26 protein-coding genes and 1 pseudogene are annotated in these 25,356 nt (G+C 31.7%); 19 read left to right on the top strand and 8 right to left on the bottom strand.

Annotated features, from left to right (window positions below; translation table 11 throughout):
* The first annotated feature begins 144 nt into the window (after positions 1-144).
* The 3 genes from AC3IPI_RS03595 (at position 145) to AC3IPI_RS03585 (ending at position 2,991) form a co-directional block, all read left to right on the top strand.
* Complete coding sequence (locus AC3IPI_RS03595) at positions 145-1,014, top strand: DUF8464 domain-containing protein (RefSeq protein ID WP_489157161.1); 870 nt, start codon at positions 145-147, stop codon at positions 1,012-1,014.
* Between the two features lie 208 nt (positions 1,015-1,222).
* Complete coding sequence (locus tag AC3IPI_RS03590; RefSeq protein WP_489157159.1) at positions 1,223-1,741, top strand: BfmA/BtgA family mobilization protein; 519 nt, start codon at positions 1,223-1,225, stop codon at positions 1,739-1,741.
* Positions 1,741-2,991, top strand: coding sequence for a DUF5712 family protein (locus AC3IPI_RS03585; protein WP_489157157.1), 1,251 nt, complete (start codon positions 1,741-1,743; stop codon positions 2,989-2,991). Before AC3IPI_RS03590 ends, AC3IPI_RS03585 begins: the two co-directional genes overlap by 1 nt.
* 161 nt (positions 2,992-3,152) lie before the next feature.
* On the opposite strand, the gene AC3IPI_RS03580 is transcribed toward AC3IPI_RS03585, so the two are convergent.
* Complete coding sequence (locus AC3IPI_RS03580) at positions 3,153-4,106, bottom strand: lipid A deacylase LpxR family protein (RefSeq protein ID WP_489157155.1); 954 nt, start codon at positions 4,104-4,106, stop codon at positions 3,153-3,155.
* Positions 4,107-4,853: 747 nt separating this feature from the next.
* Between AC3IPI_RS03580 and AC3IPI_RS03575 the strand changes: the two genes are divergently transcribed.
* From AC3IPI_RS03575 to AC3IPI_RS03565, 3 genes and pseudogenes are all read left to right on the top strand, one after another.
* Entirely contained in the window at positions 4,854-5,369 is a 516-nt protein-coding gene (locus AC3IPI_RS03575; RefSeq protein ID WP_489157153.1) for an Abi family protein, read from the top strand.
* Positions 5,336-5,440: pseudogene (locus tag AC3IPI_RS03570) on the top strand (hypothetical protein); the annotation flags it as partial. The gene AC3IPI_RS03575 and the pseudogene AC3IPI_RS03570, both read left to right, overlap by 34 nt.
* Before the next feature lie 3 nt (positions 5,441-5,443).
* On the top strand, positions 5,444-5,752 hold the full coding sequence (locus tag AC3IPI_RS03565; protein WP_489159258.1) for a hypothetical protein: 309 nt from the start codon (positions 5,444-5,446) through the stop codon (positions 5,750-5,752).
* A 999-nt stretch (positions 5,753-6,751) separates the two neighbouring features.
* Here AC3IPI_RS03565 and AC3IPI_RS03560 read toward each other — a convergent pair.
* Both AC3IPI_RS03560 and AC3IPI_RS03555 read right to left on the bottom strand, forming a co-directional pair.
* Entirely contained in the window at positions 6,752-7,978 is a 1,227-nt protein-coding gene (locus tag AC3IPI_RS03560; protein ID WP_489157151.1) for a phage integrase SAM-like domain-containing protein, read from the bottom strand.
* A gap of 262 nt (positions 7,979-8,240) precedes the next feature.
* Positions 8,241-9,530, bottom strand: a complete 1,290-nt coding sequence (locus tag AC3IPI_RS03555) for a cytochrome P450 family protein (protein WP_489157149.1) — start codon at positions 9,528-9,530, stop codon at positions 8,241-8,243.
* A gap of 460 nt (positions 9,531-9,990) precedes the next feature.
* Here AC3IPI_RS03555 and AC3IPI_RS03550 point away from each other — a divergent pair, with 460 nt between their 5' ends.
* On the top strand, positions 9,991-10,206 hold the full coding sequence (locus tag AC3IPI_RS03550) for a hypothetical protein (RefSeq protein WP_489157147.1): 216 nt from the start codon (positions 9,991-9,993) through the stop codon (positions 10,204-10,206).
* A 35-nt stretch (positions 10,207-10,241) separates the two neighbouring features.
* Here AC3IPI_RS03550 and AC3IPI_RS03545 read toward each other — a convergent pair whose 3' ends face one another.
* Complete coding sequence (locus AC3IPI_RS03545; RefSeq protein ID WP_039113099.1) at positions 10,242-10,829, bottom strand: riboflavin synthase; 588 nt, start codon at positions 10,827-10,829, stop codon at positions 10,242-10,244.
* A gap of 58 nt (positions 10,830-10,887) precedes the next feature.
* On the opposite strand from AC3IPI_RS03545, the gene pdxA reads away from it, so the two are divergent.
* From pdxA to accC, 6 genes are all read left to right on the top strand, one after another.
* Positions 10,888-11,937 carry a 4-hydroxythreonine-4-phosphate dehydrogenase PdxA gene (gene pdxA, locus AC3IPI_RS03540; RefSeq protein WP_039113098.1) on the top strand — a complete coding sequence of 350 codons (1,050 nt, stop codon included), beginning with the start codon at positions 10,888-10,890 and terminating at the stop codon, positions 11,935-11,937.
* 107 nt (positions 11,938-12,044) lie between these two features.
* On the top strand, positions 12,045-12,587 hold the full coding sequence (locus AC3IPI_RS03535; RefSeq protein WP_039120573.1) for a YceD family protein: 543 nt from the start codon (positions 12,045-12,047) through the stop codon (positions 12,585-12,587).
* Positions 12,588-12,596: 9 nt separating this feature from the next.
* On the top strand, positions 12,597-12,791 hold the full coding sequence (gene rpmF / locus AC3IPI_RS03530; protein ID WP_007137315.1) for a 50S ribosomal protein L32: 195 nt from the start codon (positions 12,597-12,599) through the stop codon (positions 12,789-12,791).
* A gap of 172 nt (positions 12,792-12,963) precedes the next feature.
* Complete coding sequence (locus AC3IPI_RS03525; RefSeq protein ID WP_039113096.1) at positions 12,964-13,962, top strand: beta-ketoacyl-ACP synthase III; 999 nt, start codon at positions 12,964-12,966, stop codon at positions 13,960-13,962.
* Positions 13,963-13,984: 22 nt separating this feature from the next.
* Entirely contained in the window at positions 13,985-14,464 is a 480-nt protein-coding gene (gene accB / locus AC3IPI_RS03520; RefSeq protein ID WP_035617503.1) for an acetyl-CoA carboxylase biotin carboxyl carrier protein, read from the top strand.
* A gap of 89 nt (positions 14,465-14,553) precedes the next feature.
* Positions 14,554-15,900 carry an acetyl-CoA carboxylase biotin carboxylase subunit gene (gene accC / locus AC3IPI_RS03515; protein ID WP_489157142.1) on the top strand — a complete coding sequence of 449 codons (1,347 nt, stop codon included), beginning with the start codon at positions 14,554-14,556 and terminating at the stop codon, positions 15,898-15,900.
* A gap of 69 nt (positions 15,901-15,969) precedes the next feature.
* On the opposite strand, the gene AC3IPI_RS03510 is transcribed toward accC, so the two are convergent.
* Positions 15,970-16,806, bottom strand: coding sequence for an IS3 family transposase (locus AC3IPI_RS03510; protein ID WP_489159212.1), 837 nt, complete (start codon positions 16,804-16,806; stop codon positions 15,970-15,972).
* On the bottom strand, positions 16,803-17,321 hold the full coding sequence (locus AC3IPI_RS03505) for a transposase (RefSeq protein ID WP_489153903.1): 519 nt from the start codon (positions 17,319-17,321) through the stop codon (positions 16,803-16,805). The genes AC3IPI_RS03510 and AC3IPI_RS03505 overlap by 4 nt, the downstream gene beginning before the upstream one ends.
* Positions 17,322-17,593: 272 nt before the next feature.
* Between AC3IPI_RS03505 and AC3IPI_RS03500 the strand changes: the two genes are divergently transcribed.
* From AC3IPI_RS03500 to AC3IPI_RS03475, 6 genes are all read left to right on the top strand, one after another.
* Positions 17,594-17,890, top strand: a complete 297-nt coding sequence (locus AC3IPI_RS03500; protein ID WP_086895680.1) for a hypothetical protein — start codon at positions 17,594-17,596, stop codon at positions 17,888-17,890.
* Positions 17,891-17,946: 56 nt separating this feature from the next.
* Positions 17,947-18,243, top strand: coding sequence for a hypothetical protein (locus AC3IPI_RS03495; RefSeq protein ID WP_489157140.1), 297 nt, complete (start codon positions 17,947-17,949; stop codon positions 18,241-18,243).
* A 56-nt stretch (positions 18,244-18,299) separates the two neighbouring features.
* The gene (locus tag AC3IPI_RS03490; RefSeq protein WP_035617491.1) at positions 18,300-18,596 is read left to right on the top strand and encodes a hypothetical protein; all 297 of its coding nucleotides are present in this window, start codon (positions 18,300-18,302) and stop codon (positions 18,594-18,596) included.
* A gap of 48 nt (positions 18,597-18,644) precedes the next feature.
* A complete protein-coding gene (locus AC3IPI_RS03485; RefSeq protein WP_039115474.1) occupies positions 18,645-18,941 on the top strand; it encodes a hypothetical protein in 297 nt (98 codons plus the stop codon).
* Positions 18,942-18,974: 33 nt separating this feature from the next.
* Positions 18,975-19,271 carry a hypothetical protein gene (locus tag AC3IPI_RS03480; protein ID WP_039115472.1) on the top strand — a complete coding sequence of 99 codons (297 nt, stop codon included), beginning with the start codon at positions 18,975-18,977 and terminating at the stop codon, positions 19,269-19,271.
* A 123-nt stretch (positions 19,272-19,394) separates the two neighbouring features.
* On the top strand, positions 19,395-20,726 hold the full coding sequence (locus AC3IPI_RS03475; RefSeq protein ID WP_039115471.1) for a sigma-54-dependent transcriptional regulator: 1,332 nt from the start codon (positions 19,395-19,397) through the stop codon (positions 20,724-20,726).
* Here AC3IPI_RS03475 and AC3IPI_RS03470 read toward each other — a convergent pair.
* Both AC3IPI_RS03470 and AC3IPI_RS03465 read right to left on the bottom strand, forming a co-directional pair.
* Positions 20,723-23,173, bottom strand: a complete 2,451-nt coding sequence (locus AC3IPI_RS03470) for an ATP-binding protein (protein WP_489157137.1) — start codon at positions 23,171-23,173, stop codon at positions 20,723-20,725. The two genes, AC3IPI_RS03475 and AC3IPI_RS03470, sit on opposite strands and share 4 nt — an antisense overlap.
* A gap of 47 nt (positions 23,174-23,220) precedes the next feature.
* Positions 23,221-25,122, bottom strand: a complete 1,902-nt coding sequence (locus AC3IPI_RS03465; RefSeq protein WP_489157135.1) for a S9 family peptidase — start codon at positions 25,120-25,122, stop codon at positions 23,221-23,223.
* Positions 25,123-25,356: the final 234 nt, after the last annotated feature.

Raw genomic sequence — 25,356 nt, 5'->3', positions numbered from 1 at the left:
GTGGGTAACTTGTAATAATCAGTACTTGACTTACCCTAATTAGGTAAACTAGGTAAATCAAAAATAAAGTATCTTTTTTTTAATATGCTTATTATAGCTGTCCAATTTCTTTAGGTAACTAGGTAGGAAAAAAATCAAATTATAGTGAGCGATATAGAGAAATTAAGAAATATTCCAATGATCAATATTTTGAAAAGATTAAATATTGAAATCATTGAAAAGAAAAAAGAACAGTTTTGGTTTAAAGCTGACTGGAGAAATGAGCAAACACCTTCTGTAAAATGTGAGCATAATCTTTTTTATGACTTTGGTGAAGGTTTTGGAGGTAATACTATCGACTTTATTATGAAGTATTTTTCCATCGGGTTTTTGCAAGCAGTTAGGTGGCTACAAAATGAGGATGTTATTTTTTCTTTTGACCAGCCTAAACAAAATGTTTTTCTGGAGATGAAAAAAGAAAAGCAATATCGTGTGGAAAGAATTCAACTTTTACAAAATAAAATTTTAATTGATTATTTAAATACAAGAAAATTGAACATTGAAATATGTAAAAGATATTTAGATGAAGTGTATTATAAAATAAAGGATAGGAAATATTTTGGAGTGGGATTTAGGAATGATCAAAATCAATTTGAAATTCGAAATAAATATGCAAAATTATGTTTAGGAATAAAATGGTTTACATGGATCAACAAAAGCAATAAATCCCTAATAATCTTAGAATCATGGTCGGATTTCATTTCATTATTGACGTTGTATCCTAAATGCGAAAAGTCAAAAGATTTCTTGATTTTAAATTCTCTATCAATGCTTTCGAAAGTAGACCAAGTATTGAATGTTTATTCTGAACTTTTGTTTGCTCTGGACAACGATGTTGCGGGTTCGAATGCAACAGAAAATTGTTTACAGAAGTGGAATTCAGCGGGAGTAAGATGTAAAGATATTAGGTATCTGTTTCATGGCTCAAAAGATATAAATGATTTCTTGATTTTAAATACCAAGGCAAGTAGCTAGAGTTGTGTATGATACCTTGAAATAATTTATAATAACAGTGTATTTAGTAGCAAGTAGGACAGGGGCGGAAAAACCCCTATCCTACTTGCTCTGCGAGGCCAAAGCCTTGAAAATAAGCCTTTCTTTAGGAATGAAGTTTATAATATTTTATAATTAAAATATAATTAAACACATAACTATCTGATTAACAGTTTTAAAAATTATAATTATGACTAAAAAAAGTATTATTATAGATGAAAAAGCACATACAGAACTTGGGAAGTTATCTGAAAGTTTACGAATGAACTTAGGGGTTCTTATACAAGAAATGATTTATTATTTCAAAAAAACAGGTATCGATCCTAAAGATGCCGTAAACAAAAATCCAGCTTTAATGGTTGCCGCTTTAGATAAAAGGATAGTCTCTTTTTTAAAAGTTCAAGAAAGAGATATTTTGAAACCATTAAGACAAGATGTTTTTAATTATCAAAATGCCCAAAAAGAAGAAATATCAAAGCTAATTATTTCGATAAATAAACTCTTAGATCAACATTTAGAACGTACAACTGAAATAAAAAAAGCTCATTTGGAGAATCTGAACAAAATAAATCGCAATGATGAAGAAAGGACTAAAATGGTAATTTCTGAATTACAAAAAAACAGACAAGCTATTTTGCTTATTTGTCAACTATTAGATGACAAAAACAAATCTGGCACTTTGGGTAAAATTAAATCTCTTTTTTCATAATGCCAATATCTAAGCCACATAGTACACTTGGAGCTGACAATAAACGAAGTTGCTCCAACTTGGCTATTTACTTAGAAAAGGAAAATGAAGAATTAGATAAAATCATCAAAAAGTCTTCCACAATGAGTGAAATATCTCAGCTAGAAAACAGGAAACAAGGGTTCTTTACAGCTTCAGAGATTAATATCGGCACGATAGATGTTATTAGTGCTATCGATAATAATAAAAGAAAATTAGGAGCAAATGATGCTAAATATTTTGCTCCAACCATTAGCTTCAGCGAGAATGAATTGAATCATATTGCCTTTCTGGCTACTGGTAAAAGAGAAGTTACAAGTGTTTTTGACTTAAATTTATTTGAATTAGAGCAATTTAATAATCTTATAAGAGAATATGGGCGTAAAGTAATGGACAACTATGCTTTGAATTTTAATCGTCAAGACAAGGGAATTAAATCGGGTACTGATTTGGTTTATTTTGCAAAAATTGAACATTTTAGAAAATACAAGGGTACGGATAAAGAGGTTATTAATGGAAAGGAAATTTCTGGAGAGTATAAAAAGGGTCTGCAATCTCATATTCACATAATTGTTTCCAGAAAAGATAAAACACAGATATTAAAATTAAGTCCTACTTGTAATGAAAAACAAACCAATAGAAAAATTGGCAATAACGAATATCAAGTAGGATTTGACAGAGTGAAATGGATCAATCTGAACGAAAAAACTTTTGATGAACATTTTAATTATAAACGAAAAGAACTTGAGAAATTTCAAAATCAAAATATTTTAAAAAATGGAAGTCCTCAGGACAAGTATGAAATCAATAAAAAAATTGAAATAGAATTGGTTAATATGGATGCTATAAAAAAACAAATTATGAATGCACATTTCAATGTTTTGAGAGTAAAACCAAACAATTTAAAAGAGTATCAACAGCGAATGATAAAATTTGCCATTCAGGTTTTGCCAACAATAAATAAAGATGGTTTTCTCCGAGAGAATCACTTTTTTCACGAACAATCAGGTATGGATTTCAAAGCGAGTGAAGTGGATCAAAACTTAAAAATCCATAAATTATTTAGTGCCGATAGTAAAACAACGAAGCAAGTGCAACAAATTGAACCGTCATTAGAGGATTGGAAGATTAACACCGAAAAATTAACATCCGTTTTATCATTTCTTCCCTTTGAAATCGATTCAGGTGCTGATGATGGATTGCCAAAAAGAAAAAGAGCAATAAGAAGATGATTCAATGTAAAAAAGAAACAGTATAAAAAAAAGATAATTCTATATTACCAAAAAAGAAATCCTTACTTTATTATCTAATCTTACTACATCACCTCCTAATCTTAGTAAACTAACTGTCGGTGATGCTTACCCAAAGAGATAGTTAAAAATATATAAAGTTCCTAATCCATCAAATATGAAACCTGAATTGATCCATAATAATAATCCTCATTAATAAAACTTTTTACTTCTTTACCTTTATAAATAAAAGCATATGATAAATTAAAATTCTTTTGACCGTATTTTAATCCTATTTCAGTATTAAATCGGAATGGCATTAATATATTGGTAACGGGACTAGCTTCATTAAACAAACTCCCCTGTATTGTCGCATCATAAAGTTGATAATTAATACTGGGAGCTATATATATGTATAATTCATTAAATTTTTGTTTTGGATTAGCATTTACAGAAGCACCATGAAGATTTGAATTATATAAAGGGACTAATTTTTTAAGGCCAATTCTTGATAAAAATCCCGTCGAAACACCGGTAAAAACAGTCCCTAAATTTGCTTCGGATTGAAGGTTAAAATCTATATAATCATAGTTTTTTATAGAAAATAATTTCATTGAATAGAAATAATGCATCTGTATAGCCAGTGCATTTTTTATTTGGTTTTTCCAGCCATGAACGACTGGAAATTTAAATAAATAATGAAATTGCTCTTGTGTTTCTTTTGCAAATGATTCTTCACCAACGATTCCTAACTGAAAGCCAACTTTAAAGACTGATTCATCCTGATAAAAAGTATTTCTTAATGCTTCGGCAAAAAGATAACCTGCAAAAGGACGATCATTCAGAACTATATTACTACTACTAAGATTGGCAGGAGTATAAATATATTGCCCTAATCGGATTTCGTTAATTTTCTTATTTATTTTTTGATTATTGTTTTTTGCTAGACACCTATAAAAAAGTTCAATTCCATTAGTGTAATATTTGTCGTTTTTTAACGATGTATATAAATCATTATCTGTAATGAAACCAACTTCAACAGTTTTACTTTGCCCAAATACAAAAGGAACAGTCAAGAGTAAGAGTAACCCAATGGTAAATTCTTTCTTTGTAATCATTTCTTGCGGTTATTTAAAGGTATTATAAGATAGATTCTTGAGTATTATTTCAATTAATGATTTATTTTAAATTAGACTTTAAAAACATATTAATTCAATCATATTTTGATACTGTAAATATCAAATGTTCTGCCGTCTTCGATAACACAAATAAGACATAAAAATCAAACAATAAAGCTAAATAAGGACACTGATTTAAAATTGAGGAGTCTTTTGTCATCCGTTAAGAGATATAATCTAAAATGATTTTAGAACCGTTTCGGAAAACATCAAATCGAAATATTAAAATCCATTTTATAAATTTTATCTGCCATTTTGAATTGGAACAGAAACTATAATAAAATTTGTAAAAAAAAGTAAAGAAGAAACGTGTAATGGAGTACTAAATAAATGGCAGGAAGAGATATCAATTTAATAAAAGTTATAATCTTGATTTTGCAACAAAAATTAGAGGTGTTTTTTATTAAAAATTTTGAAATTGTAGATAATAATAATAGATTTATTTAAGCAAGTTCAAAAAAAGTATCTACCATATAATTGAAACTATATTTCCGAAGCCTTTCGATTTCTGATTTTTTTGTTTTAACAAAACCCTATTTTTAAAGAGACATAAATAAGCTCTGACAGATAAATGCGATTAATTGTTAAAAAGTTTGCGTAATAATATGCTCCTGTATATATTTTCCCTAATCGTACCAGTAGCGCTTCCCATAAGAACAGCCTTCTGGTCTTTTTTTTTATAACAACATGGCTAACAAGAGTCCAAAGACAGTAACGGAACAAATTGAATTATTAAGACAAAGAGGTTTGCTATTTCATAATGAAGAATTAGTGCCTCATTTCCTTGAAAACATTAGTTATTATCGTTTAAAAGGATATTGGTGGGAAATGCAATCTAATAAAGTAGAACACAAATTTAACGATAACAGTTACTTTGACGAAGTTATAGATTTATATAATTTCGACAGACATTTACTCCTACTGATGTATGATGCAATAGAAAGGATCGAAGTGGCTTTGAGAACAAAATTAATTTATCATTTATCACTTATTTATGGCCCATTATGGTATTTAGATTATTCCATTTTTACAGACGGAATAAATCAAATGTCAATAGCTGGTCATTTAAGTAATGAAATTACAAGAAGTAAAGAACAATTTATAATAGAGCATAAAAGTAAGCACAAAATGAATTACCCGAAGCATGGTAAGCATTGGAGGTCGCATCAATGGGGTCACTATCTAAAATATATAAAAACCTAAACCATCAATTACGAGAAAAATCCACAATTGCTTTACAATTTGGGTTTAATTCTCACAGCGATTTTTCAAGTTTTTTGGAAACAACTACAGTAATAAGAAATGTAATAGCGCATCATTCCAGGTTATGGAATAATAATATTACAATTAAATATTTGTGGCCAAAAAATTTAAAAAATAATCCTATCACTTATATTCCAGACGAAAACCAAAGAGCTAAATTATTTTCTTTATTCTCATTAGTACTTTACACATTAGAAAATGTTAGTCCAAATAGTTCTATCAAAGGTAAGTTCTATAGTTTAATAGATGAATATCCAAGCGTTCCAGTACACAAAATGGGTTTCCCGGAAAATTGGCGAACTCAACCAATATGGGCACAATAGAGAATACCTCAATCAGTACATAAAGTGGTCTCACTCCGGTCGTTCGCTTTGTTTCGTTCGGCTGTTCCAGTCGGTCGTCGGCAGAAAAAGCCTCCTCCCTCCATTCCACAGTTCACTCTTCAGCATAGCGTCGGCCAGCTCGGCAAAAGAGCAGGCCGTCACTACGCTTCCTCGCCCTCATCTTCACACGCTCTCTTCCTGCGTTCGGCGGGGCTATTACATCCACAATACAGCTTCATCCCATTTCTCTCCGCAGGCTCCGCTCCATTATATTCAGCAGTATTATTATGTCTGTCGCCCCTAGTTTTTTCGGCGGTTGCTCCTTCGCCAGCCATCGGGGTTTGCTCCGTTATCACTTTGCATTTGAATAAGGAACGCCCCGCAGAAAAAGCGGGACTGATTTTTTAGTCACCCCGCCGTTTCACGCTCATACCCGCTCCGTTTCGCTCCGTGCCTTCGCTGTACTCCCGCATCTATGGTGGCAGTTCGATTGCCGCAACCCCGCCACTGCGCTCCTCATCCGCAAAAAAAGTTCCTTGCCCCGAAAAAGGGGCGTCACTTTTTTTGCTTCTTGCGGTGCTTGGGGGTGTTTGATTGTCATTTTCATAAGAACTTTTCCGAAAAGTAAATCAAGAACATCGTGCTAAAAAAAATAAAAAAAGAAAGTAAAGCTAAGTTCCGGTTTCAAAAAGTAAAGTTCAAGCCCTGCGGGTTTTCGAAAAAATCTCCACCTGTAGATTTCATAACTACTCTTCAGTATACAATCACACTTTCTATTCTTGAAAACTATTGAGGTAGTATTTTTTCAAAAAAACTTGACTTATTTTGAAACCTCTACTAATACGAGAACTTTCTTTTTTTCTTTTTTTCTTTGTGAAAATTATAAAGGAAAAAACCATGGATCGATAATTCTTCTGATTATAAAAAAGTAAGTTTATCAGAAACTATAATTACATTCGTAAAAAATGAAGTTTTTGTATTATAAAGTTCCAATAATTTTTAGATTAAGTTCTCGAAGGCGAAATCTAAATCTGTAGTATTGAAATCTTCTAAATAAGTTTCAGTTGTTTTAATAGATTGATGACCTAAGGCTTGCTTAATCATGACGGTATTAATACCTTTTTTTAAAGATATTGTTGCGAAGGTGTGTCTAGCAGTATAAAAAGTCACTTTGTTTTTAATACCACATTGGAGTGCAATAATGTTGAGAAGTTTTCCATAATAATTTAAAACACTTTTTTTTCTATCTCTCAATTCTTCTTTTGTGTATAGCTTTTCATCTTTGTCTAAAATTGGGAAAATATAATCGGTATCAAATGGTCGATAAATTTTAAAGTAGTTTAGAATAGTTCTCGTATAATTATTATTTGGAATTTTTACATTTAATTTTACTTGCGTTTTATTTCTAATATACGAAAAACTGCTTAAATCAACATCTTCCCATTTTAACTCAGCTACATCTGTGAAATTCATGCCTCGGCAGTAAAAACTAAATAGATAAGCATACAATGCTTTCGCACCCTCTTTGTTTTCAGATATGTCATAGTCCAGTAATAGTTGTAAATCTTGTTTACTTAAAGCCTTCTTTACTTTATTGGATTTCAGTTTTGAAATTATATAATCTTTAAAAGGATAAAATTCACTAGAAACAATTTTAGATTTTATTGCTGAGTTATATATTGCTCTAATATTGCGCATGTATACGCCAATACCACCATCGTTACAGTCATGAGCTCGTAAATGAGATTCAAAAGCTATTAGAAAATCGTAATTAATTTTTGTAAAATCGTAAGTTATAATTGTTGGTCTAAATCTCATAAGAGCAGAAATGGTGTCACGATAGGAACAGCTTGAACTTATTTTTCCAGATTCTTTTAATTGAAGTTTTCTCTCCTCAAAATAAGCGATAAAGCTTAGTTTTTTAACTTCTTCAGGTCTAAATAATGAGTCAAATGATTCAAGAGAATAGTTATGACCTTCCTCGATCATTATATTTAATATTTTAGAAGCATCTTGTTTTATCGAATTTAATATTCGATTACATTGTAAATAATTTGGGAAGTTGTATCTAAATTCATTTGCTTTGTTGTTCCAAAATTTTGGTAATACATTGTAAGGGGTTTTGTAGAATTTCGATTTTCTGTTTATCGTTATTCTTAAATTAATTGGAAAAGTGCCATCATTAAGCATTGTTTTTTTTAGGATGATTTTTACACTAGCTTTCATTTTTAATATTTTTAAAAGTTCAACATACGTACAACAAATGCATACATATTGTGAAGCAGGATGAAACAAAAATATTTTTTAAAAATGATAAACAGCTATAATACAGTAGCTTTGAAGCTAAATGCAATTAAATGCAAACATTAATAGTCTATCTCATAATCAGGTGGTCCCTGGTTCGAGCCCAGGTGGGACCACAGTTTAAAATTGAAAAGCCTTTACAGTAATGTAGAGGCTTTTTTTTGTAGGTAAAAATTTTTAGGGTTCAAAAAACAACAGGGAATTTATGTAATCCTCGTATTATGTTACTGGGGCGCCATTTAAGAACTTTGGCTTCTTTATCGAATCTTAAATTTGGTAATCGGTTTAAAATAGTATTTATGGCTATTTCGCATTCTAGGCGAGCTAAGGCCGCTCCCATACAGAAATGTATTCCATGACCAAAAGCAAGATGCTTGTTGTTCTCTCGGGTTATATCAAAGCGAAGTGAATCGTTGAACATGGCTTCGTCTTGGTTTGCAGATGAGAATAATGCCAATGCTCCTTCTCCTTTTTTAATTGTAATCCCTTTGATAGTGATGTCTTCTGCGGCCAATCGCATTGTTGAAGCAAAAAGGGGGCTATTATATCGTAGCATCTCTTCGATAGCAGAATGAATTAGTTTTGGATTGTTTTTTAAAAGCTCCAACTGGTCAGGGTGAGATAATAAAGCATGCATTCCGTTGCTAATAAGGTTAAGTGTGGTTTCATGGCCAGCGATGATAAGTAGTAGGATAGAGGCGTAAAGTTCGTCTTCAGTCATATGGTCTTCGGCTTCTTCCAGTTTTAAAAAAGCACTGATAAGGTCGTTACCAGGTTTTTTTCTGCGTAAATCTAGTATGTTTTTCATGTAGTCGATAAAAGCTTCAGAGCTTTCATTCAGAGATTGTTTGTTTTTCTCAGTTATATGAGACTCAATCAAAACATCTGACCAGCGTCTAAGTTTTTCTTGGTCTTCAATCGGGATACCTAATAATTCGATAATTACTGTAAAAGGAAGTGGGTAAGCAAAATCATCAAGGAAATCCATTTTTTTGTTGTTGTAGATTTTATCTATTAGCTCATCGGTTATCTGTTGAATTCGAGGACGCATCTCGGCAACTATTTTTGGGGTAAAAGCTTTTTGTGCAAAACCTCTCAGTCGTGTATGTTGAGGTGGGTCGCTGGAAAGCATGTGCCATCTTCTTAGTATATATGCGGCTGTTGTTCGTTTGGATTTTTCTTTTGAGGATTCGTTGTTAAGTGTTTGCGAGTTGTTTAGAGATTTGACAAATCTGGGGTCGCGTAGCATGTTGGTTACGTCATCGTATTTGGAAATTAGCCATATGGGGAATTCGTCCCCCAATGTAATTTGCTGAATTGGAGCAATGTTTCTTAGTTTCTGAAACGTCAATTCAGGATTTGCAATAAATGATTCGTCGTAAAAATCAAGTGGGACGTGTGATTTCGTAGCATAAGGACAAGTGCTTTGGGTTTTGGTAAAGTCAATCTTGTTGTTGATAACGGGATTTTTCATAGTAGGTATTTTTAAAGGAGTTGTGTTTGGGTGAAACTCATTATAAAAATAAGGAAAAATCGTTCAATTTGTAGTTAAAGTATTGGTTTTTAATAAATTAATTATTTTTGTACTTCAGAAGTAAATAAGAATTTGATAATGAGGAGCGGTTTTTGGGTTTTAGCTTATGTCTTGGCAATGTTTTTTGTGTAGGATTTTTAGTTTATTAAATACTGAATTGTGTGGATGTGATAAGAAATAAAATAGCTTATAATCAGGTGGTTGTGTGTTTTTGTTGATGATAATTGTTGTGTTTTTTAGAATTTGTTTAAGCTTTTTTTATTAAGGTATTGCAGCTTTCTATTAAATTTATACATTTGTCCAGCAATTTTGTTTTGAGTTTTTTCATTGCAAGATTTAATAAAAAAAAAACGGATTTCCTTTATTTATTGTGTTGAACTCAGGTAGCTAATATTTTTATATGAAAATTATTTCAAGTAAGTTTTTAATGGTTTTTTTCTTCATGTTTAATGTTGTTACTGTTTTGGCAGGTTCGCCTCAGCCAGGGCCTCCGAAAAAAGGACCTCCAATAACGCCACCTGTGCCTATTGATGAAAATTTGGTATTGTTGCTTGTAGGGGCATTATTATTCGGAATTTATATTATATATAAGCATAAACAAAAAACTCCAGCATAGCTGGAGTTTTTTGTTTATTAATGCTTTTGTTTTTTTTAATTGTTTTTGTATAATCTCGATACATATTTCCCGATTACATCAAACTCTAGATTTATTTTAGTTCCAACTTTAAAATCTTTGAAATTAGTATTCTCAAAAGTATAAGGGATTATCGATACGCTAAATTGGTTTTTCTTAGAGTTTACAACCGTTAAGCTAACTCCGTTTACGGTAATTGACCCTTTTTCGATTGTAATATTGTTCAGATTTTCGTCGTATTCGAAAGTGTAGTTCCAGCTACCGTTGGCTTCTTCTATTGCAATACAGTTTCCTGTTTGATCTACGTGGCCTTGTACAATGTGTCCATCAAGACGGTCATTTAGTTTCATGCCTCTTTCTAGATTGATAATATCACCAGTTTTCCAATCTCCAATATTTGTCTTTTGTATTGTTTCGGCAATGGCTGTAACGGTGTAAAGTGAGTCCTGTGTATTTACAACAGTTAAGCAAATACCATTATGGGATACGCTTTGGTCTATTTTAAGTTCGTTTGTGATTGTAGAATCTACAGTTATATGAAGATTGTCTCTGTCTTTTCTTATTTCGGTTACTTTGCCAAGGGTTTCTATGATTCCTGTAAACATTTCTTATTTTATTTTACTAAATTTGCACATCAAAATTAGTAATAAATAACCTGAGGTCATGATAAAAAATGCAGAAAATATAATCGTTGGAATTTCAATAGGAGATTTAAACGGTATTGGAAGCGAAGTTGTTCTTAAAACATTCGAAGATTCTCGGATGCTTGAGCTGTGTACACCAGTTATTTTTGCAAATGTGAAAATTCTCTCTTTTATCAAAAAGAATTTTACTTCATCGGTAATGTTGCATGGAATTGATAAATTAGATCAGATTTTGCCAGGAAAAATTAATGTTTTTAATCTTTGGAGAGAAGGGATTGATATTAATCTGGGAGCTAATGATGATAAAGTAGGGGAGTACGCGATAAAGTCTTTTGTTGCAGCTACTAAAGCTTTAAAAGAAGGAATTGTAGATGTTTTGGTAACTGCACCTATCAATAAGTATAATATTCAATCGGAGACGTTTAAATTTCCTGGGCATACAGATTATTTAGATCAGGAGTTAGAGGGTAATGCCTTGATGATGATGGTTCAGGATAATCTAAGAGTTGGTTTGTTAACAGATCATATTCCGTTAAGTGAAGTTGCATCGCATCTTACAGAAGAATTAATAGAGCGTAAAATTCAAACGATTAAACAATCATTGATTCAGGATTTTAGTATCAATAAACCGAAAATTGCAGTTTTAGGAGTTAATCCGCATTGTGGAGATGGTGGTGTAATTGGTAAAGAAGATGATGCGATTTTAAAGCCAACATTAAAGAAAATATTTGATAAAGGGACATTGGTTTTTGGACCTTTTCCTGCAGATGGTTTTTTTGGAAGTGGTCAATATGAAAAATATGATGCAATTGTAGCTACATATCATGATCAGGGATTGATTCCTTTTAAAACACTAGCGTTTGGTAAAGGAGTTAATTATACAGCTGGTTTAAACAAGGTAAGAACCTCGCCGGATCACGGTACAGCTTATGATATTGCAGGGAAAGACGTTGCAGATTACAATTCATTTAAAGAGGCTGTTTATTTGGCAATAGACATATTTCGCTCTCGTAATCAATATGAGGAGATTAGCAAAAAACCTCTTAAAATAAAAGAAAAACAGTTATAAACAAAAAAAGGTGAATAAGATTATTAGTTTTACAATAATTTTATATCTTTGCACCCCGATTCAGACTTCTGTGGTTCAGAATATGAATTAGGAAAAATGATGTTGAAATGAGCAAGACAAAAGAATATTTAATTCCTTTCGTAGGATTAAAGTTAGGGAAACACCATTTTGAGTATCAAATAAATAATGTGTTCTTTGAGAACTTTGATTATGAAGAATTTCAAAATTCTGATATCAAGGTAAATGTAGTTTTAGAGAAGAAAAGCAACATGTTAGAGTTGGGTTTCAAACACAAGGGGACTGTAAATGTACCATGTGACTTAACAAGCGAAGATTTTGATTTACCATTAAAGGGTAGTATGAAGTTGATAGTGCGTTTTGGAGAAGCTTTTAATAATGACAATGAAGAATTGCTTATTCTGCCTTATGGTGAATTCGAAATAGATATAGCACAATATATCTATGAAATGATTGCACTTTCGGTTCCTCTAAAAAGAATTCATCCAGGAATTAAAGACGGAAGTTTAAAAACTGAAGCTTTGGATAAGCTGAATGAGTTAACTATAAAAGAACAAAAAGTAGAGAGTACAAAAGAAGAAGATATTGACCCTCGTTGGGACAAATTAAAGAAACTATTAACGGATAAATAATATAGTAAAATGGCACATCCTAAGAGAAAAATCTCGAAAACAAGAAGAGATAAGAGAAGAACACATTATAAAGCTACTGTAGCTCAAATCGCTACATGTCCTATTACTGGAGAAGCACATTTATACCACAGAGCTTACTGGCATGAAGGGAAAATGTACTACAGAGGGCAAGTTGTTATAGATAAATCTGTAGCTGTTGCTTAATACATTTTTGTAAATGATATTAGAACTCTCACTATGTGAGAGTTTTTTTTGTTAGTAATAATTTTCTTTATTTAAGAAAATTAAGACATTACGTTTAGAATTTTTTTTGTAATTTTCAAGTCTTTTAAAAATTTTTCAAATACCAGTATTTGGAAGGAAATAATTGAATATAATGAATACAATCACAGCCGCAATAACCGCTGTTGGAGCTTATGTTCCAGACTTTGTACTTTCAAACAAAGTCTTAGAAACTATGGTAGATACCAACGATGAATGGATTACTACCCGCACCGGAATAAAAGAAAGAAGAATTCTTAAAGATACTGATAAAGGAACCTCATTCCTTGCCATAAAAGCAGCACAAGATTTAATAGCTAAAGCTAATATTGATCCTCTGGAGATTGATATGATAATAATGGCAACCGCTACAGCAGATATGCCAGTAGCTTCTACAGGAGTTTATGTTGCTACAGAAATAGGCGCAACAAATGCATTCGCATACGATTTACAAGCAGCTTGTTCTAGTTTCCTTTACGGAATGTCTACAGCTGCAGCATACATTCAATCAGGAAGATATAAAAAAGTATTACTAATAGGAGCAGATAAAATGTCTTCGATAGTAGATTATACAGACAGATCAACTTGTATTATTTTTGGAGATGGAGCAGGAGCAGTATTATTTGAACCAAATTACGAAGGTTTAGGCTTGCAAGACGAATACTTGCGTAGTGATGGAGTAGGGCGTGATTTCTTAAAAATACCAGCAGGTGGTTCTTTAATCCCAACTACTTTAGAAACAGTTCAAAATAATAGACATAATATTATTCAAGATGGGAAAACAGTATTTAAATATGCTGTTACCAATATGGCTGATTCAAGCGAATTGATTCTTAAGAGAAATAACTTAACAAATCAAGACGTAAATTGGTTAGTTCCACATCAGGCAAATAAGCGTATTATAGATGCTACTGCACACAGAATGAATTTAGAAGACTCAAAAGTATTAATGAACATCGAAAGATACGGAAATACAACTTCGGCTACATTACCATTGGTACTTAGCGATTTTGAGCATTTATTCAAAAAAGGAGATAACATTATTTTTGCCGCTTTTGGAGGTGGATTCACTTGGGGATCTATTTACCTAAAATGGGCTTACGATAAAAAATAAATTTAAACTAAAAACGAATATTATGGATTTAAAAGAAATTCAAAACCTAATCAAATTTGTAGCAAATTCGGGAGTTGCTGAAGTAAAGTTGGAGATGGACGATGTTAAAATCACCATTAGAACAACTTTAGAGGGTAATGTAACAGAAACCACGTATGTTCAACAATTGCCTACTCAAGCAACGTTACCACAAGCTGTAGTACCACAGGCTATTCCAGTAGTAACAAATACAGAAGCTCCAGCAGCAGCTGAAAATTCTAAATTTATCACTATAAAATCTCCAATTATTGGAACTTTTTATAGAAAACCTTCACCAGACAAACCAGCTTTCGCAGAGGTAGGTTCAACAATTGCAAAAGGAGATGTTCTTTGCGTTATTGAAGCAATGAAATTATTCAATGAAATTGAATCTGAAGTTTCTGGTAAAATTGTTAAGATTTTAGTAGACGATATGTCTCCAGTTGAGTTTGATCAACCATTGTTTTTAGTAGATCCATCATAAAAATTTAGATTTTAGATTTTGGGTTTTAGAAATTTTCTATAATCTAATGATCAAACTATCTAATTATCTAATTATCTAATTTTAAAAAGATGTTTAAAAAAATATTAATTGCGAATAGAGGGGAAATTGCACTTCGTGTAATTCGTACATGTAAGGAAATGGGGATTAAAACTGTTGCAGTTTATTCTACAGCCGATGCTGAAAGTTTGCATGTTAAATTTGCAGATGAAGCGGTTTGTATAGGTCCACCTCCGAGTAACTTATCGTATTTGAAAATGTCAAATATTATTGCTGCTGCCGAAATTACTAATGCAGATGCAATACATCCGGGATACGGATTTCTTTCTGAGAATTCAAAGTTTTCTAAAATATGTCAGGAACATGGTATCAAATTTATTGGTGCTGCTCCTGAAATGATTGACAGAATGGGTGATAAAGCTTCTGCTAAAGCTACAATGAAAGAAGCAGGAGTTCCTTGTGTACCAGGTTCAGATGGTTTATTAGAATCATTCGAACAAACACAAAAATTAGCTAAAGAATTTGGTTATCCAGTAATGCTTAAAGCTACTGCCGGTGGTGGTGGAAAAGGTATGAGAGCTGTTTGGAAAGCTGAAGAACTTCAAAAAGCTTGGGATAGTGCTCGTCAAGAATCATTAGCTGCTTTTGGTAATGACGGAATGTACCTTGAAAAATTAATCGAGGAACCACGTCATATCGAAATTCAGATTGTTGGTGATGCTTATGGTAAAGCATGTCACCTTTCTGAAAGAGATTGTTCTGTACAACGTCGTCACCAAAAATTAACTGAAGAAACTCCTTCGCCATTCATGACAGATGAATTGCGTGAAAAAATGGGTGAAGCTGCTGTAAAAGCTGCTGAGTTTATTAAGTATGAAGGAGCTGGAACAGTAGAATTCTTGGTAGATAAACACAGAAATTTCTACTTCATGGAGATGAATACACGTATTCAGGTTGAGCACCCGATTACAGAACAAGTTATTGATTATGACTTGATCCGTGAGCAAATTATGGTGGCAGCTGGAATTCCAATCTCTGGAAAAAATTACTTACCACAATTACACGCTATAGAATGTCGTATTAATGCTGAAGATCCTTATAATGATTTTCGCCCTTCACCAGGAAAAATTACTACGCTTCATATGCCAGGAGGTCACGGTGTACGTTTAGATACTCACGTGTACTCAGGATATAGCATTCCGCCAAACTATGATTCTATGATTGCTAAATTAATTACTACTGCACAATCTCGTGAAGAAGCAATTAGCAAGATGAGAAGAGCTTTGGATGAATTTGTAATCGAAGGAGTAAAAACTACAATTCCTTTCCATAGACAATTAATGGATGATCCGCGTTATATCGCAGGAGATTATACAACTGCTTTTATGGATACATTTAAAATGAAAGATCCAGAATAAAACATTACTATATTATTCTAAAAGCCTCACAGCAATAGACTGCACCCAAAAGTTTGGACAAATTTATAATTAAGTTTGATAATAATGAGCTCGATATTTTATCGGGCTCATTTTGTTTAAATTTGATTTAATTCTTTCGTTATTGTAATATATTATATACTTATTAATTTCTTTTTTTAATTGTTCTATTGATTTGAATTTTTGGGTATAAAACATTTCAGATTTTAATATTCCAAAGAAGTTTTCAATAATTGCATTATCTAGGCAGTTTCCTTTTCTTGACATGCTTTGTTTGATTCCTTTTTGTTTTAATAAAAGTTGGTAATGATTCATTTGATATTGCCAGCCTTGGTCTGAATGAAGTATTAAATTTGTATTATCTGGTATTTTTCTAAAGGCCTTTTTCAGCATCATAACCACTTGATTAAACACTGGTCTCTCTGTGAGTTCATAGCTGATTATTTCCTGATTAAATAAGTCAATTATTGGTGATAAATATAATTTGTTTCCAGCTACATTGAACTCTGTTATATCAGTTGCCCATTTTTGATTTGGAGCTTTTGCTTTAAAATTTCGTTCTAGTATATTTGGAGCTATTTTACCATTTTCACCTTTATAAGACTTATACTTTTTTACTCTAATAACACTTTTTAACCCTAATAGATTCATCAATCTAAGAACTGTTTTATGATTGATAACCAGTCCTCTGTTTTGTAATTCATCGGTTATTCTTCTGTAACCATAACGCCCTTTATGTCTGTGATAAATGACTTTAATCAACTCTTTAATTTCTTTATATTTATCAGGTGACTTACTTTGTTTTTGATGATAATAAAAACTGCTGCGTGCCATATTTGCAAGGTTCAAAAGTAATTCCAAACCAAATTTATGCCTTAATTCGTTTATGGCTTTGGATTTTTCCTGGCTTGAATTAAGGCTTGCAGCTTTTTTAGCAATTCATTCTCACAGCGAAGTCTTTCGTTTTCTTTTAGCAGTTCTTGCTCTCTTGTCAGGGGTTTCTCTGATTTACTTTTTTTGCCTTTATTATTACTCATCGATACGGGTCTGCCTCTTTGTTTTGGTTGTAATCCTACTAGTCCAAAGTTAGCAAAATCTTTTTTCCATTTTAAAACTATGGAAATATCGGGAATATTAAATCTTATACCAGTCTGCATTAAGGTAAGGGATTCCTTTTCTATGATATTGAGCACTTTTAGCTTAAATTCGGCTGAATAGCTTTGATTCATTCGTGACAATAAACCAATTTTACCATATGCCTTATAAAAACTGACCCACTTACGAATATTCCATCTTGCAGTCTTTTTTAATTTTGAAACATATCCATCTGAATAATGCTTCTTTAAAACCAATTCTACACATTCTAACTTAAATGCATAGTCATACCTTGCTTTTCTTTCCATAAAAAATGCCCCAAATAGTGTCTAACTTTTTGGGGCATGTTCACAATGTGAGGCTTTTTTTGTTTCTGCTCTTTTCTAATGAATCTGTGTATACTTTTTACACACTTTTTATCTAATTTACACACTTTGTAACTGGGTAGGATATAATTTGTTCTATTTAAATAACTGATAATTAGTTAATTGGCTTGTTTTGTGGTTCGTTGAATTTTGCGGCATAATAATTTCTTTATCTGAAGTGTAAAAACAATACAAATAATTTAAAATCTATTATTATGAAAAAGTTAATCTTATCAGCCGCAATCGTATTAGGAAGTTTATCTTCATTTGCAACAACTTTACCAACTTCAGTTATAGATGTTAAAACTACATCAGTTCAAGAAGAATACACAGAAGTAAAAATCGAAGAATTGCCAGCAGCTATTACTGCAGCCTTAAAAAAAGCATATCCAGATGCAGTACTTAATAAAGCATATGTAAATGCAAACAAAGAGTACAAATTAGATGTTACTGTAGGTGATAAAGTAGGAAATCTTTTTGCTGATGCTACAGGAAATTGGATTAAAAAATAATTTAATCTAGAAACTATAAACCTAAAATAGAATAAAAACATTAAAAATATATCATTATGAAAAAGTTAATCTTATCAGCCGCAATCGTATTAGGAAGTTTATCTTCATTTGCAACAACTTTACCAACTTCAGTTTCAGATGTTAAAACTACATCAGTTCAAGAAGAATACACAGAAGTAAAAATCGAAGAATTACCAGCAGCTATCACGGCAGCTTTGAAAAAAGCATATCCAGATGCAGTTCTTAATAAAGCATATGTAAATGCAAATAAAGAGTACAAACTAGATGTTACTGTAGGAGATAAAGTAGGAAATCTTTTTGCTGATGCTACAGGAAATTGGATTAAAAAATAATTCAATCTAGAAACTATAAACCCAAAATAAAATAAAAACATTAAAAATATATCATTATGAAAAAGTTAATCTTATCAGCCGCAATCGTATTAGGAAGTTTATCTTCATTTGCAACAACTTTACCAACTTCAGTTTTAGATGTTAAAACTACATCAGTTCAAGAAGAATACACAGAAGTAAAAATCGAAGAATTGCCAGCGGCTATTACTGCAGCTTTGAAAAAAGCATATCCAGATGCAGTACTTAATAAAGCATATGTAAATGCAAACAAAGAATACAAACTAGATGTTACTGTAGGTGATAAAGTAGGAAATCTTTTTGCAGACGCTACTGGAAACTGGATTAAAAAATAATCTAACTTAGTGGTTTAAAATAAATTAAAAACATTAAAATCTATTATTATGAAAAAGTTAATCTTATCAGCAGCAATCGTATTAGGTGGTTTATCAGTTAATGCTGCAACTGTAGCGAGTACAGAACCAACAGTAAAAGTAATTAGTATTCAAGACGAATACACAGAAATTGGAGCAGATGCACTTCCTGCAGAGGTAAAAGCTACTCTGGAAAAATCTTTTCCAGGAGCAAAACTTGAAAAAGCATACAAAAATGAGAAAAATGTGTATAAACTAGAAATCGCTCATGGTGATAAAAAGTATACTATTTTCTCTGATGCATCAGGAAATTTGATTAAGAAGTAATTATAAGCCAAATAAATTAAAACATATATCATTATGAAAAAGTTAATCTTATCCGCAGCAGTTGTTTTTGGGAGTTTGTCAATTTACGCAGCAACTATAACAACTACAGAGCCAGTTGCTAAAGTTGTAACAGTGCAAGATGGTTACACAGAAGTTAGCGTAGATGTAGTACCGGTACCGGTAAAAACAGCTTTACAAAAGGCTTATCCGGATGCGAAACTTGATAAGGCATATGTGAATGAAAAGAAAGAATATAAATTAGAAATTTCAGTTGGTGACCAAAAGGCTACTGTCTATTCAGATGTCAATGGCAATTGGATAAAAATATAATTTAGGTAGATTAGTTTAGGTTTTTTTAAAAAGAGATTGCATCTGCAATCTCTTTTTTTTTGCAAAATTTTATGAGAATACAATTATTTTAGTCTTATTTTAGCATGAAAAGCCCAAACACTAATGCCAAAGATTTTATTAATAGAAGATGATATTTCGTTTTGTAAATTGTTAGATAAATTCCTGACAAAAAAGTTATACACGGTTGTGACTGCTTTTTCTGCAGCCGAAGCACGAAATATAATTAAAGAAGAATCTTTTGACCTTATTATTACCGATTTAAGACTTCCAGATTCAGATGGGATTGGGTTAATGTCTGAATTTAAAAAAATGTATCCCGAAATCCCCGTTATTTTAATGACAGGATATTCAGATGTAAATACTGCTGTAAAAGCAATAAAAAATGGAGCTTCAGATTATATTTCGAAACCATTTAATCCAGAAGAAGTTTTACTTGTAATTGCAAATGCTTTACAAACTTCACCGCAAGTTCCAGAAAAAGAACAAAAAGCTAAAGTTCAAAAAAAATCAAGCGAATTTGAATTTGTAAAAGGAATTTCTAAAGCTTCTAAAAAATTAGCAGAACATATCGAGTTGGTAAGTCCAACTAATATGTCGGTTTTAATTATTGGTGAAAGCGGTACTGGAAAAGAAATAATTGCCAAGAGTATTCATGAACAGAGCCCTAGGAAAGGCAATAACTTTATTGCGGTAGATTGTGGTGCAATACCAAAAGAATTGGCTGCAAGTGAGTTTTTTGGGCATTTAAAAGGTTCTTTTACAGGAGCAGTAACTGATAAAATAGGTTATTTTGAAGCGGCAAATGGGGGAACAATATTTCTGGATGAAATAGGGAATCTTTCGTATGAAAATCAAATACAACTTTTAAGAGCCTTACAAGAACGAAAGATAAAACCAGTAGGTAGCAATAAAGAAATTGATGTTGATATACGTATTGTAACTGCGACCAACGAAGATTTGCGAGAAGCTGTAAAAAAGGGAGATTTCCGTGAAGATTTATACCACCGAATTAATGAGTTCTCTATACATTCACCTTCATTGATTGATAGAGAAGAAGATTTAATGCTTTTTGCAGATTTCTTTCTTGAAAAAGCAAATGAGCAATTGAACAAAAATATTATTGGTTTCTCGGATGAAGTAATTACTATTTTTCAGAAATATAGGTGGCCAGGAAACTTAAGAGAACTTCAAAATTGTGTAAAGAGAGCAACGCTTTTATCACAAGGAGATTTTATAGAAAGTACTGTATTGCCAGTTGAATTTTTTCAGGTTCAGAAACAAGTTCCAAATGATTTCTCATTATCTGAAAATGAAAAAGAGGCTATTATTCATGCTTTAGCAAAAGCGAAAAATAATAAATCTGAAGCTGCAAAAATGCTTAAGATTACCCGAAAAACATTATACAATAAGCTAAAACAATACGATATAGATTAGGCTATTTCTTTTTCCAGAATTAAAAGTAGCGAATTAATCTTCGTTTTTAATGTATTGAATATTGTTTCTAAATCGGTGTCAGGGTATTTTTTTTGCTCTAGATTATCTAAAATTTTGCTGATTTCCGAAGCTTGAATTTGTTTGAACATTGGAGCAATTCTATGTGCAATAGCACTTATTTCCATGCTATCTTTCTCAGTAATATTTTTTTCTAAAATTACTAAGTTATCTTTTGTTGTTTTTATGAAAGTTTTAATTACCTCTCGCAGTGCTTCTTTATCATTGGTTAAAAATGATTTTAAAGAGTCAAGAGAGAATCCTTTTTGTAAATTAGTATTATTGCTTTCATCATCTTCGGGAGTGATTTCGGTTGAATTATCAAAGAGTGAAAGTATTATTTGTAGTAATACTTTAGGTGAGTATGGTTTTTTTACAACAGTTGTAAATCCTGCATCAGTATAAACTTTCAGATCCAAATCGTCTCTTCCTGTTAAAGCAATTATAGGTTGGTTTTTATATTGAGAATTGTTAGTTTCTTTCAGCTTTTCTAAAAACTGAAATCCATCAATTTCTGGCATTTGAATATCGGTTAAAATAAAATCAAAAGCAGTGTTCTCAATCGTTTTTAGCGCTTCATTGGCATTACCAAAAGCCAGAACCGTGTAATTATGCTGTTTTAAAACCTCAGAAGTTAAACCTAATAAATTACTATCATCATCTATTACAATTGCGGTTTTGGCCGTGATAATAGGTGTGATGTGAGGCTCTTTATTTGTTTCTTCTAGTTCTAATTCTGTGTTAGTGTCGAATACTAACGGAAGTTGAATTTCAAAAGTACTTCCTTTTCCAAAAACGCTTTTTAGATGTAAATCACCACCCAAAAGAGTTGCTATTTTTTTAGATATAGCAAGTCCCAGACCAGTTCCTCCATATTTTTTTTCAATGCCTTCATTTGCCTGAGCAAATTCTTCAAACACAAGATTTTGGTTTTTTTTCTCAATCCCGATACCTGAATCTTCTATCTTAATAAAAACAAATTCTCCATTATGATTAATTGTAGCATCGATTTTTATAAATCCTTCTTCGGTAAATTTATAAGCATTCCCGATGATATTGCTTAAGATTTGTTTTAATCGAAACGAATCTCCAATTACTCTTTGGTTTAATCTTTCATCAGTTTTAATTATAAGTTCTATATCTTTTTGCTTGTAAACAGATTGAATGTTTTTAGCAACATCAGTTATAATTTCAGGAAGTGAGAAAGGTTTTTTCTCAATTGCAATTTTCCCAGCTTCGATTTGAGAAAAATCTAGCAAATCCTGTACTAATTGCGAAATGTATTCAGATGAATTTTTGATATTTTTAATAAAATACGATTGCTTCGTATTTAGGTCAGAATTGCCCAAAAGCTCAGTATAACCTACAATTGTACTCAAAGGGGTTTTTAAATCGTGACTTACCGTAGAGATAAGTTGCTCACGACTTTTTAGGAGGTTTTTGGTCTTAAAATTGGCAATTTCTAATTGTTTCTTATACAGCTGTGTTTTAGAATAATCACTGGCGATAAGTATAGAGAAAAAGATGGTAAGCAATAAACCAACAACGGCTGCTCCAGTTACAATTTGATTAATTTTTTTTAATGATTTTTCTTTATCCGTATTGTATTTTATCGAGTTAATTATGATTTCTCGTTCAATAATTCGCAATACTTTTCGGAGTTGTTCGGATATTAAAATCTCATTTTTAAGTAGTTTGTTCTCCTGATAATTTAGAGATTCTTTTTTCTTTTCAGTTTCTCTTTTTACAGAACTTAATAATTTTTTGGATGTAGATAAAATCGAATCAGATGCTTTTTTACTTAACGTATTTGTACTATCATCTGGGATATTTTGGTTGAGATAATCAACATATTTTTGCAGAACATTACGCTGATAACTCCCCAGTTGCCCTGGGTTTTTGGTAAAATCCTCAAGTTGTAATTTACGTAATGAAAATTCTAGTTTTGTTAATTCGTCAATGGCATTGTTTACCGTAACTTCATCATTAGCCTTGCTTTTGATGGTTTTTAATTGACGAATATTTTTGGTCTTTTCTGCCAATAAATAATTTACGCTATCTAGAAGAACAATTTGTGATTGCGTAGTAACAATTTTTTTTAAAGAATCAATTCGAATTCGTAAAGAATCCGATTCTCTAATGTAATGTTCAAAGTCTGATTCCGAATTAGACTGAATTGTCTTTCGGGCAAGACTTTCAGTTTTATATACATTCGAAAAAAGCTGACTAACTTTTAAAATTTTAGTCTTTTCAAAAGCAATTTTGCTTTCTATTTTCGAATAACTGACATTTTCTGAATATAAAACCCACCCCACACTAATTACAAGCGAAGCTAATGCAATGTAACTTATAAAAACTTTAAGCGGAATGTAACTCTTCTTACTTTCCATATTGTATGGTTGAAATAATTAGTATGGGATGTGTTTTTAAATTTTAATTATAGGGTCTCGTTTAACCATTTAAAGAATTCACTTTGCCAAACTTGAGCATTTTGAGGTTTTAAAACCCAGTGATTTTCTTCAGGGAAATACAATAATCTACTTTTTATACCGCGCAATTGAGCAGCTTGAAATGCTTCTTGAGATTGTCCAATTGGTACACGGAAATCTTTTCCACCCTGAATAATCAAGATTGGTTGGTTCCATTTATCAACATGGTTTATTGGGTTAAAAGTAGTGTATGTTTTTTGAGCAATTGCATTGTCTTTTTCCCAGTATGCACCACCAAAATCCCAGTTGTTAAAGAAAACTTCTTCAGTAGTTCCAAACATACTTTGCGTGTTGAAAACACCATCATGAGCGATAAAAGTTTTGAAACGGTTGTTGTGGATTCCTGCTAGATAGAAAACAGAATAACCACCATAACTTGCACCTACGCAACCTAAACGAGCTTTGTCTACATAGTTTTCTTTGGCAACATCATCAATAGCCGATAAGTAATCGTCCATAACCTGTCCGCCCCAATCTTTACTAATTTGTTCGTTCCATTCTACACCATGACCTGGCATTCCGCGACGGTTAGGAGCAACAACAACATAACCTTTGGCAGCCATTAATGAAAAATTCCAACGGAAAGAATATGATTGTGTTAAAGCAGATTGAGGTCCGCCTTGGCAATATAAAAGAGTTGGGTATTTTTTTGATGCATCAAAATTTGGAGGTAAGATTACCCAAACCAACATTTTTTTACCATCAGTTGTAGTAACATAGCGTCTTTCTGTTTTGCTTAAAGTTAAAGTACTGTAAGTAGCTGTATTTACATTTGATAATTGTTCCCAAGTGTTTTTCTTTAAATTGAAAGAAAAAATCTCGTTTGCATGATTCATATCCGATCTTGTTACAATGATATTATCACCTACAAAACCAACGATATCATTTACATCATAATTACCATTTGTAATTTGAAGTACTTTTATAGCAATTTTAGTTAATCCAGGAAAGTTTACTTCAAATAATTGTTTTGTACCATCTATAGGAGCTGTAAAAAATATTTTTTTACCGTCTTTGCTCCACGTAAAGCTATCAACAGTTCCGTCCCAATTAGCAGTCAGGTTCATTTTAATACCTTTAAAATCAACAATAATGTCGTTTTTATCAGCCTCATAACCATCACGTTTCATTTGTAACCAAGTTAGGTTTCCGGTTGGCGAAAATTGTGGTGCCATATCATAACCTAAATTTCCTTCGGTTCTATTTGTTGTTTTACCAGTTTCAAGATTGTATTCGTAAATATCAGTATTGGTAGAAATAGCATATTGAGTTCCAGCTTTTTTCTTGCTTACATACAAGATACTTTTACCATCAGGTGACCAGATATAATCTTCGTCTCCACCAAAAGGTTTTTGAGGACTATCAAAAGTTTCTCCTTTTAAAATATCAATTCCAACAGCTCCATCTTTGTTTTCTTTGTAAAAAACATGATTAAATTTACCTTCATTCCAAGTATCCCAATGACGGTAATCCAGACCATTGTATATTTGAGCATCAGATTTATCCAGATTAGGGTAAAAATCTTTTCCTAAAACTTTATCGATTTTCACTTCTTCATTATACACCAAAAATTTCCCGTCTGGCGAAATGTTTTTATCTGCCAAAATGGTTTTTGTGTCCGAAATTTCGGTTGCATTTCCACCATTTACAGGTAAAGTATAATATTTTGATGTCGAATTATTTTCGGCAATAGATGGTGTTGTAACCTTGTAAACAACGTTTTTTCCATCTTTTGAAAGTCCAAGTGCTGTAACTCTTCCTAATTTCCACAATAATTCTGGTGACATTACATTCTGTGCCATGGTGCTTAAACTCATCATTACTAAGGTTGTAAATAGTACTTTTTTCATAAATTTAATCTAAAAATTTTAAGGTTTTAAAAGTACAAAATTAATTCCAGCAACCCAGTGATAACACAATTGGTATTGTCTTAAATAAATGATAAAAGTTACCCCATGATTAAGAGGGATGAGCTAGTTTTATTTAAAAGGTTTAACCATGTAAGTAATATAAGTTCATTTAAGTTTTATCTGTTTAAGGTCAAGTTTATATGGACTTAAATTTCTTATATGGTTTAAAAAAAC

The sequence above is a fragment of the Flavobacterium sp. GL_143 genome (assembly GCF_057834355.1).
The sequence above is the reverse complement of the archived record's forward strand: the minus strand, read 5'-3'. Positions and strand labels throughout refer to the sequence as shown.

Coding starts and splice junctions, on each gene's coding strand:
- AC3IPI_RS03590 (WP_489157159.1), top strand. CDS start 1,223: ATGACTAAAAAAAGTATTATTATAGATGAAAAAGCACATACAGAACTT.
- AC3IPI_RS03585 (WP_489157157.1), top strand. CDS start 1,741: ATGCCAATATCTAAGCCACATAGTACACTTGGAGCTGACAATAAACGA.
- AC3IPI_RS03580 (WP_489157155.1), bottom strand. CDS start 4,106: ATGATTACAAAGAAAGAATTTACCATTGGGTTACTCTTACTCTTGACT.
- AC3IPI_RS03575 (WP_489157153.1), top strand. CDS start 4,854: ATGGCTAACAAGAGTCCAAAGACAGTAACGGAACAAATTGAATTATTA.
- AC3IPI_RS03560 (WP_489157151.1), bottom strand. CDS start 7,978: ATGAAAGCTAGTGTAAAAATCATCCTAAAAAAAACAATGCTTAATGAT.
- AC3IPI_RS03555 (WP_489157149.1), bottom strand. CDS start 9,530: ATGAAAAATCCCGTTATCAACAACAAGATTGACTTTACCAAAACCCAA.
- AC3IPI_RS03550 (WP_489157147.1), top strand. CDS start 9,991: ATGAAAATTATTTCAAGTAAGTTTTTAATGGTTTTTTTCTTCATGTTT.
- AC3IPI_RS03545 (WP_039113099.1), bottom strand. CDS start 10,829: ATGTTTACAGGAATCATAGAAACCCTTGGCAAAGTAACCGAAATAAGA.
- pdxA (WP_039113098.1), top strand. CDS start 10,888: ATGATAAAAAATGCAGAAAATATAATCGTTGGAATTTCAATAGGAGAT.
- AC3IPI_RS03535 (WP_039120573.1), top strand. CDS start 12,045: ATGAGCAAGACAAAAGAATATTTAATTCCTTTCGTAGGATTAAAGTTA.
- rpmF (WP_007137315.1), top strand. CDS start 12,597: ATGGCACATCCTAAGAGAAAAATCTCGAAAACAAGAAGAGATAAGAGA.
- AC3IPI_RS03525 (WP_039113096.1), top strand. CDS start 12,964: ATGAATACAATCACAGCCGCAATAACCGCTGTTGGAGCTTATGTTCCA.
- accB (WP_035617503.1), top strand. CDS start 13,985: ATGGATTTAAAAGAAATTCAAAACCTAATCAAATTTGTAGCAAATTCG.
- accC (WP_489157142.1), top strand. CDS start 14,554: ATGTTTAAAAAAATATTAATTGCGAATAGAGGGGAAATTGCACTTCGT.
- AC3IPI_RS03505 (WP_489153903.1), bottom strand. CDS start 17,321: ATGGAAAGAAAAGCAAGGTATGACTATGCATTTAAGTTAGAATGTGTA.
- AC3IPI_RS03500 (WP_086895680.1), top strand. CDS start 17,594: ATGAAAAAGTTAATCTTATCAGCCGCAATCGTATTAGGAAGTTTATCT.
- AC3IPI_RS03495 (WP_489157140.1), top strand. CDS start 17,947: ATGAAAAAGTTAATCTTATCAGCCGCAATCGTATTAGGAAGTTTATCT.
- AC3IPI_RS03490 (WP_035617491.1), top strand. CDS start 18,300: ATGAAAAAGTTAATCTTATCAGCCGCAATCGTATTAGGAAGTTTATCT.
- AC3IPI_RS03485 (WP_039115474.1), top strand. CDS start 18,645: ATGAAAAAGTTAATCTTATCAGCAGCAATCGTATTAGGTGGTTTATCA.
- AC3IPI_RS03480 (WP_039115472.1), top strand. CDS start 18,975: ATGAAAAAGTTAATCTTATCCGCAGCAGTTGTTTTTGGGAGTTTGTCA.
- AC3IPI_RS03475 (WP_039115471.1), top strand. CDS start 19,395: ATGCCAAAGATTTTATTAATAGAAGATGATATTTCGTTTTGTAAATTG.
- AC3IPI_RS03470 (WP_489157137.1), bottom strand. CDS start 23,173: ATGGAAAGTAAGAAGAGTTACATTCCGCTTAAAGTTTTTATAAGTTAC.
- AC3IPI_RS03465 (WP_489157135.1), bottom strand. CDS start 25,122: ATGAAAAAAGTACTATTTACAACCTTAGTAATGATGAGTTTAAGCACC.